Here is a 23,678-nt window from a genome sequence, read left to right as displayed (position 1 = left end):
AGATGGAGGCTTCTGTATGAGGGAAATGGAAGAACTGCTAAGCCGGCTGCTATGGCAGCAGCTTCGAACCATGGGGGAATTTGCGGAAGCCGGTTCTATTACGTCCGCATCAATGGCAGCAGCAGGAATAGACGGTAAATATGAGCGCTGGTTTGAGCACACCCTGGCCGTTCTGACAGAACACGGGTGGCTGAGGATGAAGGATACGGCTTATTTTGCTAACGATCGAAGCACCGGGCTGGAAACCGCATGGAGCGAGTGGAATAACCGCAAACAGGCCTGGCTGGAAGATTCGAGCTTGCGCGCGCGGGTCACCTTGCTTGATGCGGTGCTCCAGCGGCTCCCGGACATCTTAACAGGCAAGCTGCCGGCTACAGATGTCCTTTTTCCTAACTCCTCCATGGAATTGGTTGAAGGTATTTATAAAGACAATGAGATTGCGGATTACTTTAATGAGGGAATGGCTAATGCGGTTGTTGCCTATATCGAAGCAAGTTTGAAACAAAATCCGCATGCGCGGTTTCGATTGCTGGAAATCGGTGCGGGCACAGGCGGGACGAGCGCCATGGTGATCCGTAAGCTTACGCCCTATCAGGACCGGATAGCGGAATATAAGTATACGGACATTTCGCAGGGATTTCTTCGGCATGCCGAAGCCGTCTTTGGAACGAAGGCACCATACTTGACCTGCCAGCTCTATCATGTCGAAAAGCCTTGCGCCGAGCAGCAAATTCAAACAGGCGTCTATGATCTTGTGCTTGCGTCAAATGTGCTTCACGCGACGGCTAATATTCGTTCAACCCTCAGAAACGCCAAGACGCTGCTGAAAAAAAACGGTCTGCTGCTCATCAATGAGATCAGCGGCAATTCGCTGTTTGCCCATTTGACATTCGGGCTGCTGCAAGGCTGGTGGCTATATGAGGATCATATGCTTCGGATCCCGGGCTGTCCAGGTCTCTACCCGGAAACCTGGGGAAGGCTTCTGAGTCAAGAAGGTTTTCAGCACGTGCTGTTCCCTGTTAAGGAAGCTCATGCGCTGGGGCAGCAGATCATTATTGCCCAAAGCGACGGTATCGTTCGCCAAGCGCGAATCAGCGAAGCTGATGCTGCATGGATGGAGGTAGCGACCAGTTCTCCTTCCACTACGGTGAAGAAGATGGAGAAAGACTCTGTCTCTGTACATGAAGCAATGGACGAAGGACAAGTTAAACGCCGTATCCGGAGTATATTAATGGAAAACTTGTCCGAATCGCTAAAGCTCGACAAACAGCGAATCGATATGGATGAATCGTTCTCCGATTACGGTTTGGATTCCATTACCGGGGTTCAATTCGTAAAGCAGATCAACAACGTCTTGGGGACCGCCTTATCCACGACGATTTTGTTCGATTACAGCTCGATCCGGAAATTGACCGATTATTTGTGGAGTGCATTCGGTCCGGTTATTACGGCTCAATGGGCAGAAATAGATGGCAACGTACCTTCCGTGTCCTCTGATAAAGAGGCAGGCCAACGAAAGCCGCCCGTGCAGCAAGAGAAGAAAACCGTTTCCTCCGATGGAACGGACCCGTTGGGAGAGGTCTTTTATAAAGAGCCGATCGCCATCATCGGCATGAGTGGTAAATTTGCCAAATCGGATACACTCGAGGAATTGTGGAAGCACCTGGAGAATGGCGACGACCTCGTGGAGAAGGTAACACGTTGGGACTTGTCTTCTTATATGGAGAACGATTCTTTCTGCAATTTCGGCAGCTTCATCGAAGGCGTCGATCTTTTTGACCCGTTATTTTTTAACATCTCCCCAACGGAAGCTGCCTATATGGACCCACAGCAAAGGCTTTTTCTGGAAGAGGCCTGGAAGGCGATGGAGCATGCCGGTTATGCCGGAAAGGGAATGGATGGACGAGCTTGCGGGATTTATGCCGGATTTAATATGAATTATTACGCCGAGCTGATCGAGGGCAGGCCTCCAGCACAAGCGATGTGGGGGAACGCAGGGTCTGTTATTCCCGCACGTCTATCGTACTATCTCAATCTGCAGGGGCCTGCAGTAACGGTAGATACCGCGTGCTCCAGCTCGCTTGTGGCCATCCATTTGGCTTGTCAGAGCTTGTGGAGCCGGGAGACCGAGGCCGCCATTGCCGGAGGGGTGTTTCTTCAGCCTACGCCAGGCTTCTATATTAGCGCAACCCGGGCTGGAATGCTCTCCGCAGATGGACGATGCTATACATTCGACGACCGTGCCAACGGATTCGTTCCGGGTGAGGGTGTAGGTGTCGTCGTGTTGAAACGGCTGCAGGATGCGCTGAAAGACGGCGATTCCATTTATGGCGTCATTCGCGGTAGCGCCACGAATCAAGACGGGACAACAAATGGGATAACGGCACCAAGCGCGAGGTCTCAGGAAATGCTGCTGGGTCAGGTGTATGATTCATTCGGTCTTAACCCGGCGGACATCCAATTGGTCGAGGCGCATGGGACCGGAACCCGGTTGGGCGATCCGATCGAGTACCAAGCGCTCAGCCGGGCATTTCGTCAGCATACGAGCAAAACCGGATATTGCGCATTAGGTTCGATCAAAACGAATATCGGACATACGACAGCGGCAGCAGGAATTGCGGGCTTGCTGAAAATTTTGCTGGCCATGAAGCATCGGAAGCTGCCTCCTTCGCTGCATTTTCAATCGATAAATGGAAACATCGAGGCATCTGATAGTCCATTTTACATCAATACATCGCTGAAGAATTGGGAGGTTGAGGCAGGGGGGAAACGGCGAGCGGCCATCAGCGCATTCGGATTTAGCGGAACGAACGCCCATATGGTAATCGAGGAAGCTCCGGATATGGCGCCGCCGCGTACGCACAAGCCCGCCTACCTCATTGCACTGTCGGCGCGGACAGCCGGACAACTGCGCAGGCAAGCGGAACAAATGATAGCGTACGTCAAAGGCGAACCGAATGTCGATCTTGGACATGTAAGCTTTACGCTTCTTCTGGGCCGAAAGCACTTTCCGCACAGGCTCTCCTGCCTCGTGCAGAACGCCGGACAATTGGCGGAGCGGTTGACCGCATGGCTGGAGAACGGGCAAGCCGAAGACCTGTTTCAATCCGATCCCGGAGCACAGCTGCCTCTAGAGGAGCTCCCGAGCGATCATTATGGCTATGCCTGTATGGATGCGTGTGCGCGGGAAACCGAGCGAATGAACTATTTGGAACGGATTGCGTCGATTTTGGAGCTGTATACGCAAGGCTATGAGATGTCATTCGACCGTTTATTCGCGGATGGCCGTTATATCAGGCTGGCGCTTCCTGTTTATCCGTTTGCGCGGGAACGTTATTGGGTGCCTGAATCCACCGCAAGGCCAGCTGTCCGGACAAAAACGCCGGAGGGCGCCGATCTGCATCCGCTACTTCACCGAAAAATATCGGCGGTTGAAGGAACAGGCTTTCGCTCCACGTTCACCGGCCACGAGTTTTTTCTGGCGGATCACGTCATAATGGGACGATCGTTATTACCGGGTGTAGCCTTTCTGGAGATGGCCCGAGCCGCTGTCGGGATGGCATTTGGATCAAGCGGCGGAGACTATGAAATCAGGCTGAAGGATCTGTTCTGGACCCGGCCCTATAGTGTGGACGGTCCGCATACGGAGCTTGAAATTCATATGGAAACCGGAGATAACGGTACTATTGACTATGGGATATACGCCACAGCAGCTGACAAGGACGAAGCGGTACGCTGCCACCAAGGCAAAGCCGCGGTCATACCGTTTTCTCGCGTGGAGAATGTAACCCTGGACGCAATCCGGCAGAAGTGCGGCTTGGCGATGCTGGATGCACAGCAGTGTTATACGGCTTTCAGGCAGATCGGCATGCATTACGGTCCGACCTTCCAATGCATCGAACGTCTATATATCGGCGAGGAACAATCGCTGGCCAAGCTTCGGCTGCCGGTTGCCGCCCAGGAAACGGTCAGTCAATACGGGCTTCATCCCGGCATGCTGGATGCAGCGCTTCAAGCGGCGGGTGTCGTAGCTACGGCGGACCTCGCGGACAGAAGCCGCGTTCTTGACCGGATTAAATCGGTCATTCCTTTTGCCCTTAAGGAGCTTCGTGTTTATAAGAGATGTACATCGGACATGTGGGCCCATATAAGACGGAGCGCGAATGCGCCGTTCGATGAACGGACCCGGCAGACCGACATTGATTTGTGCGATGAACAAGGGAACGTTTGTGCACGGCTTATTGGTCTAGCATTCCGGGAGCCCAAATTGGAAGACGTAGCAACCGAACAAGGAAATGAAACACTCTTGTGGGAGCCGGTATGGGTAGAAAAGGAGGCCATCCGTGAAGACGACTCCGAAACGACATCGCGGCATATCGTCTTCCTATGCGAACCAAATGAATCGGTCGTCAACTTCGTACAATCGGAAGCTGGCCGCATGACCCGATATGTGACGCTTAGCGCAGGCCGTGTAGCGGAAATAACGGAGCGTTACGAGACCTACGCCGTTCAAATGATGGAAGAACTCAAATCTATCCATTCGGAAGGCGTTCACGGGGAGACGCTGATCCAGATTGCTTCGTTCAGTTCGGAAAGCGATTGGCTGTTCCGGGGTCTGACCGGATTGCTTCGGACGGCATGTCTGGAGTATTCCGGTTTCATCGGGCAGTACATCGAGCTGGAACAAAATGTTCGAGCGGAGGACTTAATTCGGAAGCTTCTCGAGAACAAGAGCTGCCCGGAAGACTTTATGATTCGTTATCGCAAGGGCGTTCGACAGGTTCAGCATTGGGTTGAACGAGAGGAGATCCCTTCGGCGGCTGACATTCCGTGGAAGCATGAGGGCGTTTATTTCATTACAGGCGGTGCCGGCGGTCTGGGCTATGCACTTGCCCAGGAGATCGCAGGGAAAGTCGCCTCTCCGACGCTTGTGCTTGCCGGGAGAACGCCGGCCAGTGCAGCGATCCATGAGAAGCTTGCCGCGTTAGGAAGCTTAGGTGCACAAGCAGTATACATGCAGATGGACGTATCCGATAAGGAGCAGACCGTTGCCGTCATCCAAGCCGTCAGGTCCAAGTACGGTCGGCTGAATGGAATCATTCATGCCGCAGGCTTGCTGAGAGACAGTCTTCTTATTCATAAAACCAAGACTCAGGTTGCTGATGTTATGGGTGCAAAGGTAAAGGGAGTTGTCCATTTGGATGACGCAACCCAGGAGCTGGAAGTCGACTGGGTGCTTGTATTCTCCGCTGCAGCGGCTGTGCTCGGCAATTACGGACAAGCCGATTACGCTGCGGCGAACGGCTTTATGGATGCCTACGCTGCATATCGAAACGGACAATCATCCGCTGGCGGCCGTAAAGGCAGAATGCTCTCCATTAACTGGCCATTATGGCAGGGTGGCGGGATGCGAGTTACCCGCGAAACCGAGCAGAGCCTAAGAGACAGGATCGGTATGGCTCCCATGAAGGCAATGGACGGTATGCAGGCTTTGTACCGGGCATTTGGCACCGACCGGGATCAACTGCTTTTCATGCATGGTGATCCGGAACGGTTAAGGACCTACATCCGTTTGGTGAACCGTCCTGCCCGTCCAAAGAAACCGAAAGCTCATCATCATGGCGCGGTGCTCCAGGCCGAATTAACGGTATGGGTTAAACAGCAGCTGGCCGGTATTATCGGAATATCTGCAGACGATATTCACTCCGATACGGCATTCGATAAATACGGCATGGATTCCATCATGCAGCTGGATCTGATCCGCGAGCTGGAGAAACTGACCGGAGAGTTGCCCAAAACGCTCCTTTTTGAACATAACACTGTCCGTGAGGCAGCTGCTTATTTGGCCGATCATTATGCGGAACAGATTCGAAAAACATGGCAGGCGGATGTTATAGAGCAGCCTCTAGCCCCGCATATTTCCGTAACGCCGCCCTCTGGACCGATCTCTGTCCGTGAAGCGTTTGTCGATACGCAACAGCAGGATGTGAATTCGAGTGCCTTGAAGCAGGATGGTATCGCCATAATCGGGGTAGCGGGTAGATACCCAAAAGCCAATCAATTGGAGGAGCTGTGGGAGCGGCTCAGGTCGGGAGAGAACTGCATCACGGAAGCGCCTGCTGACCGATGGTGCCAAACGTTGCTTCGGGGGTCGTCGGTCAAAGAAACCGAACAGAAGGCCCCGTATTACGGCGGGTTTTTAGATGCAGTCGATCGCTTCGACCATCGGTTGTTCGAAATGGATGCCGAAGAAGCCCGGGATCTTCCTCCGGAAGCACGGCTCTTCCTCGAGACGGTCTGGGAAACGTTCGAGAGCGCAGGATATTCCAAATCGGCGATACAGCATTGGCAGAACCGGGAGCAGGTCGGTATCGGCGTGTTTGCTGGAACGATGTACAGCCAATATGGCTGGCAGATGCCATCGTTGGAGCAGGCGGCGCTTCATTCGAATCGGACCGATTGGCAGATCGCAAACCGGACATCGCATTTCTTCAACCTGACAGGTCCTAGCTTAACAGTGAATACCGCCTGCAGCAGTTCGCTTACCGCGATACATCTCGCTTGCGAAAGCCTAAGGCAAAACGGGTGTTCCATGGCTGTTGCCGGCGGAGTTAACCTGACGCTTGACGTGTCCAAATACGAGGCGCTGGAGCAGGTCAATTTTCTCGCGACTGGCGGCAAAAGTAAATCGTTCGGCGACGGTGACGGTTATGTTCCCGGAGAAGGCGTCGGGGCAGTGCTACTCAAACCGCTTTCGCTGGCTGAACGTGACGGAGACCAGATCCTCGGGGTCATCACGTATAGTGGCGTTAATCATGGCGGCGGCCGGCAAAAATATAGCGTCCCCGATCCGAAGCAGCAGGCACAGCTCATGGAATCGGCAATCAAGCGTTCGGGGGTCGATCCCGAATCGATTACCTACGTCGAGTGCGCGGCTAACGGTTCGCCGCTGGGCGATTCCATCGAGGTCGCGGCTTTACGCAGCGCTTTCTCGCGATTTACCGGCAAGCAGCAATATTGTGCCATCGGCTCGGTCAAATCTAACATCGGGCATCTTGAAGCGGCTTCTGGCATCTCGCAGCTCAGTAAAGTGCTGTTGCAATTGAAATACCGGATGCTCGTTCCATCGATTCATGCTGACGTACGCAATCCGAATCTTAAATTGGAAGGCACGCCTTTTTACTTGCAGGAGAAATTCGAGCCCTGGGAGCAGAAGGTTGACCCGTCAAATGGGAACCTGCTCCCACGCAGGAGTATGATCAATTCGTTTGGTGCTGGCGGTTCATATGCCGTGCTTATAGTTGAAGAGTATATCGGTCCGCACATCCGGACAAAAACTGGGGCGGATGCGGCTATTGACCCTCCGTCAGAGTATCTGGCCGTTTGGTCGGCCAAAACCGAATATAGCTTACGAAGCTATACGGATCGTATGCTACGACTGCTAAGAAAGGAACGCAATCTCTCGGCAGAAGCGCTTTCGGACTCGCTGATTCGGATTAGCCACGATTTGGAATACCGTTTGGCTATCATTTATCGTTCTGTTGACGATCTGCGACTGAAGCTGGAAGCGTTGAGGGCAGGGGAAGAAGTGCGTGACCCGGATATATTCATCTCGCCAAATTGCAGGCTGGATAAATCGGTACATGCGGTAAACACGAAACGGCAGGACCATGCTGGGGAGCTGTACCGGATTGCCCTTCAATGGGTTCAAGGACGATCCGTGGATTTGGAAAGCCTAATGCATCACCCTGCAGCGGGAAAAGTGAATCTTCCCCATTACGCATTCGATTATGGAACGGATGATGGCGAAGCCTCCGTCCATGGAAGCGGGGAAACCCTGCTGCGTGTGATTTTGGAGAGAGTTTCGCGCGGCGAAATGTCCAAAAGCGAGGCTATGCAGTACTTTTTCGATATCGAGGTGTAAGGATGGACATGAAAAAGGAAGAATTGGAACGTCTTCTTGAACGGGTACAAAACGGCAATCTGGAGGTCGAGCAGGCGCTTCAGGAAGTCCGGGAAGCCCAGCGGCTTGCGAGCCAGATTCCGCAACGGCCTGCTCTCGAAGGGGCCAACCGCCGGTGGACGAGAACCTATCATTACGATGAGGCGCTTCTGCGTGACCACAAAGTCGGCGGCCAACCGGTTATCATAGGCGTCGCTCATGCTTCAATGGCCATGGATGCTTATTTTGCCCTCTATGAGAGGGAACGCTACGGCCGAATACGGAATCTTTCCTTCATCAGCCCTATAAAAGTCGATCCTGCGCAGCCGGTGATCGTCGAGATGAAGCTCGAGAAGGACAGCTATGAAGCCGCGGGCTTCGAGACCGTGTATGGGGACCTCTCCTCCGAGGACAGACGGCTCACCGCTAAAGGCGAGCTTGTTGTAGGGCCGGTAAGCAACCGGGTTTTGGATCTGGCCGAGCTACAGGCATCAGCCGAACTGTACGAGCAGCTGGATCGGATCTATGAGATCAATCGAACCGTTGAATTAGGGCCAAGCTTCAGAACCATTCAGCGTGTATACAAAGGACAGGACTATATCCTTGTCCAGGCTGAACTGACCGGTGAATCGGCTTCCGAGGAATCCGAATCGAGTATTCATCCTCTGCTTTTGAACAGTGCGTTTCTCTCGGTCGTCCCCCTTTTGAATAAGGCGACCGGTTGGGACGGTTATTTGCCGTTTGCAGTCAAGGATGTGCTCTTCCATAAAACTGAACGATTGCACCAATGCTGGATCCATATCCATCATTTGAAAGAATCGGACGAAATGATCGTCTTCGATGCAGAGCTGATTGAAAACTCCGGCATAGTGGCGGCGGAGCTGACGGAATGCTCGATCAAGCGTCTCCGTCTGTCAGCAATCCCACGTGAAGAGACTGCGACGAATGATTCCGCTGATGGCGGAATCGAGGCTCTGGAAGAGTGCATCATCGGCTATTTGGTGCGTCAGGTGGAGACGGTCACCGATGGCCAGTTAAAGTCTTTCAGCATTACGGCGAATTTAATGGAGCTTGGTCTAAACTCCGCCCAGCTTATTGCACTTACCGGCGTTATTGGACAGGAAATCGGCTCCGAGCTCTATCCGACCTTATTCTTCGAGTACCCAAGCATTGAGGAGCTTGCGTCCTATTTTGGCAAGGAGCATAGGGAGGCCTTCCAGAAGCTGCTGGGAACGACATCTGCACCGATTGCGGAAGCAAAGTCAAAGACTCATTCGTCGACCTCCGACCAGATCGTAGAAAACGAAGTTGACTATGAAGATATCGCAATCATTGGGATGGACGCATTATTTGCAGAATCGTCCGATATCGAAATGTTTTGGGAAAATATCGTATCCCGGAAGGATCTGATCAAAGAGATTCCGCCCGACCATTGGGATTTCCGTCCTTGGTTCGACGAAGACCGCCAGGCCAAGGATAAGACGTATTGCAAATGGGGCAGCTTTATCGATGACGTCGATAAGTTCGATGCGGAATTTTTTAACATATCGCCAAGAGAAGCCGAATGGATGGATCCACAAATCCGTCTGCTGCTGCAAAGCGTCTACGCAACCGCGGAGGATGCAGGTGTTGTGAAGCAATTAGCGGGAAGCAGCACGGGAGTATTTGTCGGGGTGTGTGTTCATGATTACGCGGACCGAATCGCGGAATTGAATCTCCCCGTCGATCCTCATATGGGGACAGGCAATGCGCAGACCGTCGTCGCCAATCGGGTATCGTTTATCTTTGATTTGAAAGGCCCGAGCATGGCGATAGATACAGCGTGTTCCTCGTCTTTATTCGCTTTACATACGGCTTGCCGTTCCTTGCAAAACGGGGAGTGTAAGATGGCCTTTGTCGGCGGCGTCAATCTGCTGTTGTCGTCCTGGCACTACCGGTATTTCAGTAGTATCGGCGCTTTATCTCCTACTGGGCGCTGCCATACGTTCGATGCAGCCGCCGACGGGTATGTACCAGGAGAGGCGATCGCCAGCATGCTGCTTAAACCGCTGTCGCAAGCGAAGAAAGACGGCAACCGCATCTACGCCGTCATAAAAGGTTCAGCGGCGTTGCATGGAGGACATACTCCGTCCCTAACGGCACCAAGTATCGAAGGCGAGGAACATGTCATTGCGAAAGCTTGGGAGGACGCGGGGATTGAGCCGGAATCGATCGGTTATATCGAAGCGCATGGCACCGGTACGGCACTCGGGGACCCGATCGAAATAAGCAGCTTGAAGAAAGCGTTTGAGCGTTTCACCGACAAGAAGCAGTTCTGCGCGGTCGGTTCCGTGAAGTCGAATATCGGCCACACGGAAGGTGCTGCCGGAATCGCTGGCGTCATCAAAGTCATCCAACAGATGAGGCATCGGCAAATACCGGCAATGCCAAAGCTTAATCAAATAAACCCTTACATCCAACTGGAAGACTCGGCGCTTTACATAAACCGAGAGAATCAATACTGGGACACAAGGGACGGACTTCCGAGACGGGCGGGTGTCAGCTCCTTCGGCTTTTCGGGCTCCTATGCCCATGTCGTCATCGAAGAATATGTGGAAGAAGCATCAGCCGCTCTGGAAATAGGAACTCCTTATGCGCTGATATGGTCGGCCAAAAATGAAGAACGGCTGCGTGAGCAGGTTCGCCAGTTCGTCGAGTGGATGAGCAAATCGAAAAATAGCGAAGCGGAATTGGCGCAGATTGCTTATACACTGCAGACCGGCAGGGATGAGCATGAAGAACGGTTGGCCGTTGCTGTTGAATCGATGGAGGAGCTTCACTATAAGCTCTCCGCTTATTTGGATGGCCGCGAAGGAATTCCACTGCTGTACAAGGGAAGTGTTGGGTCCGGCAGCAGGGGAAGCAAGCTCGAAATACTCGAGCACGAGGAAATATCGAAGGTTCTTGAACGGTGGGTTCAGGGTGGTGTCTATGATTGGAATCGCCGATACGATGCGCTAAAGCCTCGTCCGATCACGCTCCCGACGTATCCGTTCGCCAAGGAGAGATACTGGATCCCGGATATGAGAAGCACCCAAACGGCAGCGGGTGCTGATCCGCTTCATCCACTGCTGCACCGCAATACGTCGGATTTCACCGTACAGCGCTTCAGCTCGCGGTTTGAAGGAACTGAATTTTATTTGGAAGACCACCGGGTTGAAGGTAGGCGCATTCTTCCGGGAGTCGCTTATTTGGAGATGGCCCGAGCAGCGGCTGTCCTATCCATCGGCAAGTCGCTGCCGGAGGTATCCGTCCGATTGCAACAGGTAGTATGGGCGCAGCCGATCCATGTAGGCCATGAACCTGTACATGCGCATATCACCTTGAAGCCAAGTGACAACGGGGCAATTGATTATCGGATTTATACCGGGGCACCGGAGGAACTAGCTGGGGAGAACGTGCACAGTCAAGGAACCGTGCTGGTTGTAGAAGCGGCTGAGCCGCCCGTTTTAGATTACCATGAGATTCGGAAGCAATGCTCGCGACGACAGTTATCGAGTGGGCAATGCTACGAAGCGTTCGAGGGAATGGGCATTCATTACGGTCCCTCGCATCGCTCGGTATCCGTGATTTATATCGGCGACGGGCAGTTGCTTGCGCAGTTGTCGATGCCTTCATTGATTGTGGAAACAAGGGATGACTTTGTGCTGCACCCTAGCATGATGGATGGCGCCTTGCAGGCTTGCATCGGTTTGGCTGCAGTAGAATACGGGCAACCACTGCTTGCGCTGCCGTTTGCGTTGACGTCACTTGAGGTGTTCCGCGGATGCACGCCATCGATGTGGGCTTATATCCGGAGCGTCACAGAGGAAGGCAATGGTAAGGATCGGGATCTCACATTCGATATCGACTTATGTGATGACCAAGGCCGCGTCTGTATTCGGATGACAGGTCTTGTAACTCGGGCGTTGATCGCAAAACGAGAACTTGCGCTTCAGGCATGTTCCTCTGAAAGCCGCACGGCCGTTCAGCTGCGGCCGGTTTTGATGAAAGCTGCGGCTTCCATTTTAGGCGTGAAGGAAGACGAGATTGATCCGGACGCCGAGATGGAGGAATACGGTATGGACCCGATCAAGCTGAATGAATGGGCTCATCAGCTGTTCGAAGCTTGTCAGCTTGAATTACGGCCATCCGAATTGCCCGCGTTTAAGACGATGACGATCAATACAATAGCGGAGTATCTTAGCGGATCCGGAGGAGTATCGCGAATTTTGGGTGGCGATGAAGAGACGGCGCAGGATAAAGCCAACGTGTCGGAAGCAATCGATCGAATAAACGATATGAACCGCACACTGTGTCGGATGCTTTGGGCTTATTTTTGCGAAACAGGATGGGTGGCCTCTTTATCAGCCTTCGGAGGTTACATACCCCCGGAAACGGAATTGCTGAGCTCCTATCGGAGATGGTTTCAAGAAAGCGTCGCAATGCTGGTCCGGAGCGGCTATTTAATGCCGGAGGCAGACGGCGTTTACGCCCCAGCTCAAGATCCGGTAACTCTCGGGCAAGCCTGGGCGGAATGGGAAGCGAACAAGAACAAATGGCTGGGCCATGACGATGTCTCTGCACAAGCTTCCCTTGTGCAGGCGACGATGCACGCGCTTTCCGAGATTCTCTCCGATGGCGTTAGGCCGACGGATGTCATGTTCCCAGGTTCGTCCGCTGCGCTGGTGGAGGGCATTTATAAAAATAACCGCGTAGCCGACTTTTATAACGACCTGCTCGCGGATACGGCGGCGGATTACGTGCGTGAACGGATTGCGCTTGATCCGAATGCGGAAATACGGATTTTGGAAATTGGCGCTGGAAGCGGCGGAACGAGCGAGGCGGTGCTTCGGAGGTTGAAGCCTTATGAAGCGCATATCATCGATTTTAGCTACACGGATGTATCCAAATCATTCTTGCTCCATGCGGAACAGAAGTATGGCAAAGAATATCCGTACCTTTCCTTCCATTTATTCGATGTCGAACAAGCGTTGGAAGGGCAGGGAATTGCGAAGGGCAGCTTCGATATCGTGATTGCGGCTAATGTGCTTCATGCGACCCGCAATATGAAAAAGACGCTGCATCATGTCAAATCCGCACTGCGCGCAAACGGACTGCTTCTGTTAAACGAGCTTACCGGCAACACGGTGTTCAATCATGTGACATTCGGTCTGCTGGAGGGCTGGTGGCGTTATGAAGATCCGGAGCTTCGAATTCCGGGATGTCCGGGCCTGCATGTGCCGGTCTGGCAGTCCCTGCTTGCCCGGACAGGCTTTCACGGGATCATGATTCCTTCTGATGGTCGACTTTCATGGGACCAGCATATTATCGCCGCGTTGAGCGACGGCATATTAGATCAACCTAAGCGGCTTGCGACCGGAGAACGGCACGAGCGGCTTCATGACCTAACCAATACGGACCGAAGCGGTGAACATATGGAAGAACAGTGGATGGAAGATTATGTCAAGAAGACGATACGGGAATATGTCGCGCAAGCCTTGAAAATGGACGAGAAGCGTATTCAGGATGAGAAAAGCTTCTCCGAATACGGCGTAGATTCCATCGTGGCAGTCAGTCTCGTGAACAGCCTGAATCATCACTTCGGCCTTATTCTCAAGACAACGGTGCTGTTTGATTACAATAACGTGAAGCGGTTATGTGCGTTTTTGATCAAGGAGCATACGGATCAAATAACCGTTCTTCTCAAGCGGAGTGAACCAGCTGCCGACAGAGAGGAAGAGGGCGCACGAGCCCTAGGGGCATCGGCAAAGCAGCCCGTCCAAAACGGCCTTCGCATGCCTGCGTTGAGCAATCGCTTTCTATCGCAACCGGCAGGATCCCTGGCGCCTGCAGTCAGTGAGCGTCAGAGCGCTCCCCTTCCTGCGGAAGAGCAGACGTATCACCATGTCGTGATCGAGCGGCCCGGGGGCGTTGATTCGCTGCGGATTGCACAATCCGGCGTCCCAGAGATGAGTTCCGATGAGGTTCGCATCGCCGTCCGTGCCTTTGCGCTGAATTTCGGCGATCTTCTCTGCTTGAAGGGTCTATACCCAACCATGCCGGCATACCCGTTCACACCGGGCTTTGAGGCAAGTGGGGTTGTTGTAGCCTCCGGTGCCGACGTTTCGACCGTTCGCACGGGCGATGAAGTGATTGTGGCGCTTGGAGCTTCTTTCGGCGGACATTCCACCATGATCACCTGCCGGGAAGACCAGTTGTTCAAGAAGCCGGATTACCTCACGTTTGAGCAGGCTTGCACCATTCCGGCAGCCGCCATGACGATGATCAACGCTTTCCGCAAAGCGGATCTCAAGAAAGGCGAGAAAATTCTCATCCATACCGCGGCAAGCGGAACAGGACTTATCGCAGTACAGCTTGCGCGTCATTATGGTGCGGAAATATATGTTACAGCCGGGTCCAACCGTAAGCTTGAGTTTTTGGAAACGTTCGGTGTGAACTATAGGATCAATCACAGGGAGACCGATTTCGAGAAAGAGATCGACAGGCTAACCGGCGGTAATGGAATCGATGTCATTATCAATACGCTTCCCGGGGACGCCATTCAGAAAGGAATCAACTGTCTGGCGCCGGGAGGCCGTTATATCGAGCTGGCGATGACGGCACTCAAAACCGCGAAGACGATCGATTTATCAGCGCTGGATGAGAATCAGACCTTTTACAGCATCAATTCAAGAAAGCTTGCTAACGAGAATCCAGCCGAGCTACGCGGTTATGTCGAGGAGATGCTTGCGCTTGTCGAAGCAGGAACGATAAGCCCTGTCATTGATGGGGTTATCCCGTTTGAACGGGTGGCGGATGCTTACCGGTCTATTGAGGATCGGACGGCCATCGGAAAGCTCGTCGTTACGGTTACAGAGCCTTATCGATATCAAGAAACGGCGACTTTAGTCAAGCGATTGGGCAATGCGGAACTACCAAGAGCACCGCACAGCGGGGAACAAGGCCGGGATCCGGAGCCCATTGCCGTGATCGGGATGAGCGGCAGGTTTGCCAAGTCGGAAACGCTGGAGGAATTTTGGGCCAATCTGGCAAACGGGACGGATTTGATCGAGGAGGCAAGCCGCTGGGATCTTAGCCCATACAAGGCAGGGAAAAACAGTTTCTGTTCGAAAGGTAGCTATGTCGATGCGATCGACCGTTTCGACCCCGTTTTCTTTAACATTTCGGGTTACGAAGCGAATTATATGGATCCTCAACAGCGTTTATTCCTAGAGGAAGCGTGGAAAGCGCTTGAAGATGCCGGTTATGCCGGAGCGGGAATGGATGGGCGAAAATGCGGCGTGTTTGTCGGCAGCAGCGGAAGCGACTATGCCCGACTGATGGGCAAGGAGGCGCCGGCACCTGCGTTTTGGGGCAATGCCAGTTCGGTCATTCCTGCACGAATCGCCTATTATCTTAACTTGCACGGACCGGCGGTAACCATCGACACCGCGTGCTCCAGCTCGCTTGTCGCTGTCCACATGGCCTGCCAGAGCTTAAGGTCCGGGGAAACGGAATTGGCGCTGGCCGGCGGTGTTTTTATTCAGTCGACACCAAGCTTTTATGAGAGCGCCAATCAAGCGGGTATGCTGTCCGCGTCGGGACGGTGCCACACTTTCGATGAACGGGCAGATGGCTTTGTACCCGGTGAAGGTGTGGGAACTGTCGTTCTGAAGCGGCTCCGTGACGCACAGGCAGACGGTGATAACATCTATGGCGTCATCATAGGCACAGGCATAAATCAGGACGGTACAACGAACGGTCTTACGGCTCCAAGCGCGTTATCCCAGGAGCGTCTCGAACGGGATGTTTACGATTCATTTGACATTGATCCAGAAAGTATACAGCTGGTCGAAGCACACGGAACCGGCACGCGATTGGGCGATCCGATCGAATATCAAGCTCTGACGAATGCGTTTCGCCATTATACGGAGCGACGGGAGTACTGCGCCATCGGCTCCGTCAAGACCAATATGGGCCATGCTGCAGCCGCTGCGGGTATTGCCGGCTTGCTCAAGGTACTGCTGGCGCTCAAATATAAGCAGCTGCCGCCGTCCTTGCATTTTAGAAACGGCAACCCCGGCATTGACTTTAAAGAAAGTCCGTTTTATGTCAATACCGAGCTGAGGAGTTGGGAGGCCGAGGCTGGAAGCAGGCGCCGCGCAGCCGTCAGCTCGTTCGGGTTCAGCGGGACGAACGCGCATCTTGTTGTTGAAGAAGCCCCTGCAATCGAGCGTAAGTCCGTCAAACGACAGGGCTATCTGATCGTCTTGTCGGCTTGTACGCAGGAGCAGCTGCGCCGACAAGCGGAACAGCTTCTGGATTACAGTTTAGCCAACGCTGGCGCTGATTGCGGCAGCATAAGCTTTACGCTGCTTACAGGCCGGAAACACTTCCATCACAGACTGGCGCTTGTCGTCCGTGATACCCGTGAATTAGCGTCCTTGCTGTCTTCGTGGATCGGCAGTGAGGCCACGCCGCGGATATTCCAGTCCGAGCTAGACGCCAATGGAGCGCGGCAGCAGCTTGCTTTGAAACGGTATGGAAACCAGTGCATTCGCGAGTTGCAACATGCGGACGGCGCTGCAGACTATATGGAACGTTTGTCATCGATAGCCGAGCTTTACGTACAAGGTTACGAGCTTGATTATCACGAGCTGTTCGCGAACGGAAGGGATTTCAAAATTCCGCTGCCTACCTATCCTTTTGCCGATGAACGGTATTGGGTGCCGGAAGTCAAACTGCATGCGGATGCGCAGACGGAAAGTGATGCGACAAAGCAAGCCGTACTCCACCCATTGGTACAAAGAAATACATCAGATTTCCAGAGCATGAAATACAGCTCGACCTTTACAGGTGAGGAATTCTTCATCAGGGATCACGTCGTGAACGGCGAACCGGTTATGCCCGGTGTCGCCTATTTGGAGATGGCTCAAGCCGCGATTCGGATGATGGCAGGCGGCGAGCGGGAGAGCAGTTTCGGGATCCGTCTGAAACGAGTCGTTTGGGCACGGCCTATGATTGTGGCTGCCAAGCCTCTGGACGTTCGGATCGGGATGAAGCGGGAACAAAACGGAGACGTCAGCTACCGGGTTACGAGCCAGATCGAGGAAGAGAGCGTTCTCCATTGTCAAGGGGCAGGAGAATTCTTCGAGATGCGGGAACGACCTGTGGTGTTGCTTGAAGCGTTGAAAACTACGCTGACGCAGAAGCAGTCCGTTCAGAGCTGCTACGAGGCATTTGAACGAATGGGTATTCAATACGGTTCCGGGCAAAGTGGATTGGACGAGGTTTACACAGGGCCGGAGGGCGTACTCGCCAAGCTCTTGCTCCCGGCGAGCGTCCAGAGCACGAAGGATCGTTACACGATGCACCCAAGCATGATGGACTCCGCCTTGCAAGCGGCGGTTGTCTTTATGGACAGGACGGAAGAGAACAAGATGAAGCTCCCGTTTGCAATCGATGAGCTTGAGCTGTTTGACCGCTGCGCAACGGTTATGTGGGCTTGGCTGCGGCCAACAAGCGGCGAGGCTGCAGACGGCCACATTCATAAGCTTGATATCGATCTGTGTGATGAACAAGGGAACGTATGCGTGGCCATAAAGGGATTTTCGTCCCGTTTAACGGATCGGAACGCGACGGATAACGCGATTTCGTCGAACACGGCTTATGCTTTCGGGAAGTCTGACCAGAACTTGTCGGATCTACTGACTTACGTCTGGGACGAGGCGGAAGTAGAAACAAGTGGCGTCCAGCCGCCGAATCGGACCGTAATCATTGCGGAGGACGAAAGCGCGGCCGTTCGTGAAAATCAGCATGAGTGGCCGGCAGCGCCGAGCATCATCCTGAAGGCTTCAGATACGATCGAGGAGATGGCCCACAAGCTAAGGGCGTGCGGCGAATTCGAGCATCTGTTGTGGATTGCGGGACGGGAACCGGTTGGAGTTGCCGCTTCGGATGCTCCCATCGAAGAACAGGAAAAGGGCGTCCTTCATGTGTTTCGCCTCGTCAAGGCCTTATTGGCGCTGGGTTATGGGAGCAAGCGTATTGCCTTGAGCTTCATCACCCAGCAAGCCGTTTCGGTCCAACGCGATGACGCCGTGCGTTCTTCCGCTGCCAGCGTACACGGATTGGCCGGTGCGATCGCCAAGGAATATCCGCTATGGGCGATACGGGTTGTCGATTTGGAAGATGGGGGCAGCCTTTCGTTTGATCAATTGTTCCGTCTGCCAGCCGACCCGGAAGGTCACGTATGGGCCTGTCGGGATAACCGATGGTATCGTCAACGAATACTTCCGGTGGCCACAGCCATACCGAAGCAAAGCCTTTACCGTCAAGGCGGCGTTTATGTCGTCATCGGCGGTGCCGGCGGGATCGGCGAGGCGTGGACTGAATATATAATCCGCCAATATAGAGGACGAGTTGTTTGGATTGGCCGAAAATCGCTGGATGAAACCATTCAGCATAAGATTGATCGACTGGGTGCGGCTTATGGGATAGAGCCGTGGTATATTTCGGCCGATGCCAAAGACAAACAGTCTTTGCAGCGGTCCGTCGACGAAGTGAAGTCACGCTATGGCGCAATCCATGGCGTCATCCATTCCGCTATCGTCCTGCTGGATCAAAGCTTAGCAAACATGGATGAAGCACGCTTCCGCGCGGCGCTGTCGGCGAAAGTGGATATCAGCGCTCGGATGGCACAAGTATTCGCGACTGAGCAGCTTGATTTTATGCTGTTCTTTTCTTCCATTAATTCGTATACCAAACCGGCTGGTCAAAGTAATTATGCTTCCGGCTGCACCTTCAAGGATGCTTTTGCCCACCGGCTTGGCAAGGAGCTGCCCTTCCCGGTCAAGGTGATGAATTGGGGTTATTGGGGAAGCGTAGGCGTCGTTGCCTCGGAGGAGTACCGGAAGAAAATGGCGTCGCTTGGCGTCGCTTCCATTGAACCGGACGAGGCAATGGCAGCGTTGGAATTGCTGCTTGGAGGACCATTGGACCAACTGGTGATGCTGAAGATGACAAAGCCGGTACCGCTTGCAGGATTGCTGCATGATGAACGTCTAGTTATGCAGGCTGACCGCAGCTCCCTGCTTCCAGGAATTCGAAACCGATTGCAGGAAGCAGATGATTCGCGGCTTGGGCGTATACAATCCGATATGGGGCACCCCATGGCGTTGCTGGACGCAGCCATTTGCAAATTGATGTGGGCGATCTACAGAGAACGCGGCTGGCTTAGCAGTGTGGAAGATGGTGCGTCCGGGATGCTGCCGGCCTACTACAAATGGCATCAAGAAACCATAGCCGCCTTCGAACGGGCTGGTTATGTTCGGCGAGAGGACGGCACGGTGCGCATATTGGACACACGCCCTCTGGACCTGGATGGAGAGTGGCGTCAATGGTACCAGACGAGAAGCAAATGGAAGAGCAACGACAATATGAATACACAAGCCGAGTTGGCAGAAAAAACGTTGCACGCCCTCCAGCGCATTTTGGTCGGAGAATTACCGGCAACGGATGTTATTTTCCCGAACGGTTCCTTCGGATTGGTGGAGTCTGTTTACAAAAACAATCTGATGGCTGATTTTTTCAATGAAGCGCTTGCGGATACGGCGGCGGCTTATGTGCAGGAACGTATGGCGCTGGACAAGTCGTCCAAGATACGGATCCTGGAGATCGGAGCGGGTACGGGAGGGACGAGTGCGGTTGTACTCAAGCGGCTAGAACCGTATCAAACCCACATGGCCGACTACCTTTACACGGATTTATCCAAGGCGTTTCTGATTCACGGAAAGCAGACGTATGGGGCTCAGGCTCCTTACTTATCCTGCAAAATGGTCGATATTGAACGTCCGCTTGCCGAGCAAGGGATTGAAGAAGGAAGCTTCGATCTTGTCATAGCAACGAATGTGCTCCATGCCACTGCACGGATAAGCCGTACGTTGCGTCATGCAAAGGCAGCCCTTCGCCCTGGCGGGTTATTGCTGATTAACGAGATCCACACAAACCGCCTGTTCATGCACGTGACTTTCGGGTTACTGGAAGGCTGGTGGCTGCATGAGGATGCCGAAGTACGCATTCCCGGCAGTCCGGTGCTAACTACGGAAATGTGGCAGCGGCTTTTGACGGAGGAAGGTTTCCGGAGCATCTTCTATCCGGCACGGAAAGGTCATTTTCTAGGCGCCGCTGTTATTGCAGCGGAGAGCGACGGCGTATACCGACAGTACTTGAGCGGTAACGAGAGCGTCCCGTCGGATTTCCAGGAGCAGGAGCCGCTCCTGATCAGTCCGTCCACAAGCGGAACAAACGGCACAGACGGTGCCGGTGACGTTTCCGACCGGGCGCTTGGTTCGTTTATCCAAACGGTTATTCGAACAGCGGTGGCGGATGCTCTGCAAATCGATGCAGGCCGAATCCAGGACGATCGGAGCTTCTCGGATTACGGCGTCGATTCCATCATTGCGGTCAACCTCATTAACATCATGAATGAGCACTGTGGGACGCAGCTGCAGACGACGATCATTTTTGACTATAACAGCGTCGAGCGGCTATCCGATTGGCTGCTTCGCGAGCATCGGCAGGAACTGCTGAGCAAGTACCGGCAGTTGGATAAAAACGCAGTCCAATCCCCGCCGCAGGTTATGGCTGAAGAACGGGCTCCGGCGTCTGGGGAATCAGAGGACGGGTATCGAGCCGCCGAAGATGTAGTTACCTTCGAGCTGGCGGAAAAGAATCAGAAGCCGCGGGTACGCCATCATATAGTCGTTGAACGCCCCGGCGGTATCGACGAGCTTCAATTAAAACAATCGGCAGTGCCGTCGCTGACGGAGCATGATGTGCTGGTTGAGGTACGCGCCTTTTCATTGAACTTCGGCGATCTACTTTGCGCCAAAGGTCTGTATCCAGTGATGCCGCCTTTTCCTTTTACGCCTGGCTTTGAGGCAAGTGGTGTTGTCATCGATACAGGGAAAGCGGTGACCTCCGTCCGGCGTGGTGATCAAGTGGTTGTGATCGGAGGGGAGAATATAGGCGCGCAATCGACCTACATCGTATGCTCGGAGCAGTCGCTTCTTCCAAAGCCGGACTTTCTGTCCTTCGAAGAAGCTTGTTCGCTGCCGGCAGTCGGTCTTACGATGATGGACGCCTTTCGCAAAACGGCAGTCAAACCCGGCGACAAGGTGCTTGTTCAGACGGCGGCGGGAGGAATCGGTTTGATGGCCGTACAGCTAGCCCGCCATTACGGCGCGGAAATTTACGCTACCGCAGGCTCCAAGGAAAAATTGGACTATCTTGCGGGTATCGGTGTTTCAAAGCTCATCAATTACAGAGAAGACGATTTTGAGCAGGAGCTCAAGAGGCTTACGGACGGGCAAGGGGTACAGATCGTTGTGAACACACTGTCCGGGGACGCGATGTCGAAAGGATTCCGGTGTTTGGCGCCGGGAGGCCGGTATATTGAGCTCGCCTTAACCGCGCTGAAGTCCGCGCGAAGCATCGACTTGTCGCTGTTGAACGAGAACAGGGCGTTCCATTCCGTTGACTTAAGAGCGTTGTCAGCCGAACAACCGGCTGCGATACAAGCTTATTGGGATGAGTTGACAGCTCTGATTAGGCAAGGGGTCATACGGCCGACAATCGGCGGCGTTTACGCTCTCTCTGATTTTAAAGAAGCCTATCGTCAGTTGGAGAACCGGAAAAATATCGGCAAGATTGTGGTGCGTATACCTGGAGGCGATTACCTGTCCGAACCCGAAGGCGGTTCTTCTGCTATGGAGAATGCAAACATGCCACAGGTTCCAACGCCTTTAGAACCGGTGGCCATTGTCGGGATAAGCGGCCGTTTTGCTCGTTCGGATTCGGTAAAGGAGCTATGGTCACATCTTGAGGCAGGGACCGATCTGGTAGAAGAAGTGACGCGCTGGGAACTCCGTAGGAGCGGCTCGGATCCGGAAGGGGTCAAAAGCTGCCGACATGGAAGCTTTCTAAGCTCAATTGATTGCTTCGATCCGCTTTTCTTTAACATCACTGGCGTGGAAGCCGATTACATGGATCCTCAACAGCGCATTTTTCTCGAGGAATCGTGGAAAGCGCTGGAGGATGCTGGATATGCGGGACCGGGAGAGCATACGCGACGATGCGGCGTCTATGTCGGAAGCTGCGGCAGCGATTACGCGAGATTGTTTGGAGACGAAGCGCCGGCTCAGGCGTTCTGGGGTAATGCAGGATCCGTCATACCTGCACGGATCGCTTATTACCTGAACCTGCAGGGGCCTGCGGTAACAGTGGATACAGCGTGCTCCAGTTCGCTGGTTGCGATTCATCTGGCCTGTCAAAGCCTGTGGACAAGGGAAACGGACATGGCACTCGCGGGCGGCGTATTCATCCAATCAACGCCTGAATTTTATACCGTCTCCAATCGTGCTGGTATGCTTTCTCCTACCGGCCGATGCCATGCTTTTGACGAAAGGGCCGACGGCTTCGTGCCGGGAGAAGGCGCCGGTGCGGTTGTTCTCAAACGTTTGAAGGATGCGCTTGCCGACGGCGATCATATTTATGGCGTGATCCGCGGCAGCGGCATCAATCAAGACGGCACGACAAACGGCATTACGGCACCAAGTGCGAATTCACAGGAGCGCTTACTGCGGCATGTGTATGATAGCTTCGGCATCAATCCGCGCCATATTCAGTTGGTGGAGGCGCATGGAACGGGAACGAAGCTGGGAGATCCGATCGAGTTTCAGGCCCTGACCCGGGCATTCAGACATTATACGGACGATAACCGCTATTGCGCGGTCGGTTCGATTAAATCGAATCTCGGCCATCCGGCTGCTGCCGCAGGCATTGCGGGCTTTTTGAAAATTATTCTGTCATTGCGTCACAAAAAACTGCCACCTTCACTCCATTTTGAAAAGGGCAACACAAGCATTGCTTTCGAAAATAGTCCCTTTTACGTCAATACGGAGCTTAGGGATTGGACACTTGGCGAGGGAACGAAACGAATGGCGGCCATTAGCTCATTCGGATTCAGTGGAACGAATGCGCATCTTGTTCTTGAGGAAGCTCCTCAGCCGGTTCGCAGACGGGAGGCGAGGTCCGCATACTTGTTCGTGCTGTCGGGAAGGACCGCGGTACAGCTGCGCCAACAGGTTGAAAGGCTTGCTGCGCACTGCAGACACTCCCCGCAGTTGGACTGCGCCGCGGTCAGCTTTACGCTGCTGGCAGGACGTAAGCAATTGAAGCACCGGCTTGCATGCGTCGCCGCCTCGCAGCATGAGCTACTCGAACGGCTTGGCGAATGGTTGGATAATGGCCATGCGCAAGACGTTGTCCAAGCAGAGCTGCAGCCTGTCGGGGTGCGGGATGAAGAAGAGCGGCGAATCGACGAAGTCAATCAGAGCATCCAGGCATACCGAGATAATGTCGACGGCCTGGCACGAGAGCATCTGCTGGCTTGTGCCGAGCTGTTTGTTCACGGTTATCCGCTGGAGTTACGCAAGCTGTTTCTGGAAGGGGAGCAGCAGCGGATTCCATTGCCGACATACCCCTTTGCCAATGAAAGCCATTGGGTAAAGAAAGCGGAGCAACGGGAAGAGGCAAAGACGGATGAAGACGGCTTCAGTGATCTACTAGATCAGTTTCTCGACGAAACCATAACGTTGGAGACCGCCGTCCAGAAAGCGGAACGAATCCTATCATCTTTGTCTTAGCAGGCTTC

At 53.7% G+C, this 23,678-nt stretch carries 2 protein-coding genes; both read left to right on the top strand.

What is annotated here, in order from left to right; genetic code table 11:
• The first annotated feature begins 16 nt into the window (after positions 1-16).
• Positions 17-7,924: an SDR family NAD(P)-dependent oxidoreductase gene (locus tag HP570_RS05380; protein WP_173625096.1), complete on the top strand. Its 7,908-nt coding sequence runs from the start codon at positions 17-19 to the stop codon at positions 7,922-7,924.
• A gap of 8 nt (positions 7,925-7,932) precedes the next feature.
• Positions 7,933-23,670 (top strand): SDR family NAD(P)-dependent oxidoreductase, encoded by a 15,738-nt coding sequence (locus tag HP570_RS29345; RefSeq protein ID WP_217364495.1) that lies wholly within the window; start codon positions 7,933-7,935, stop codon positions 23,668-23,670.
• The last annotated feature ends 8 nt before the right edge of the window (positions 23,671-23,678 follow it).

This window comes from Brevibacillus sp. RS1.1 (genome assembly GCF_013284365.1).
GTDB lineage: Bacteria > Bacillota > Bacilli > Brevibacillales > Brevibacillaceae > Brevibacillus > Brevibacillus brevis_D.
This window is presented reverse-complemented; position numbering and strand designations above follow the sequence as displayed.

What these genes read in the sequence shown, in the direction of transcription:
- HP570_RS05380 (WP_173625096.1), top strand. Translation starts at nt 17, where the DNA reads ATGAGGGAAATGGAAGAACTGCTAAGCCGGCTGCTATGGCAGCAGCTT.
- HP570_RS29345 (WP_217364495.1), top strand. Translation starts at nt 7,933, where the DNA reads ATGAAAAAGGAAGAATTGGAACGTCTTCTTGAACGGGTACAAAACGGC.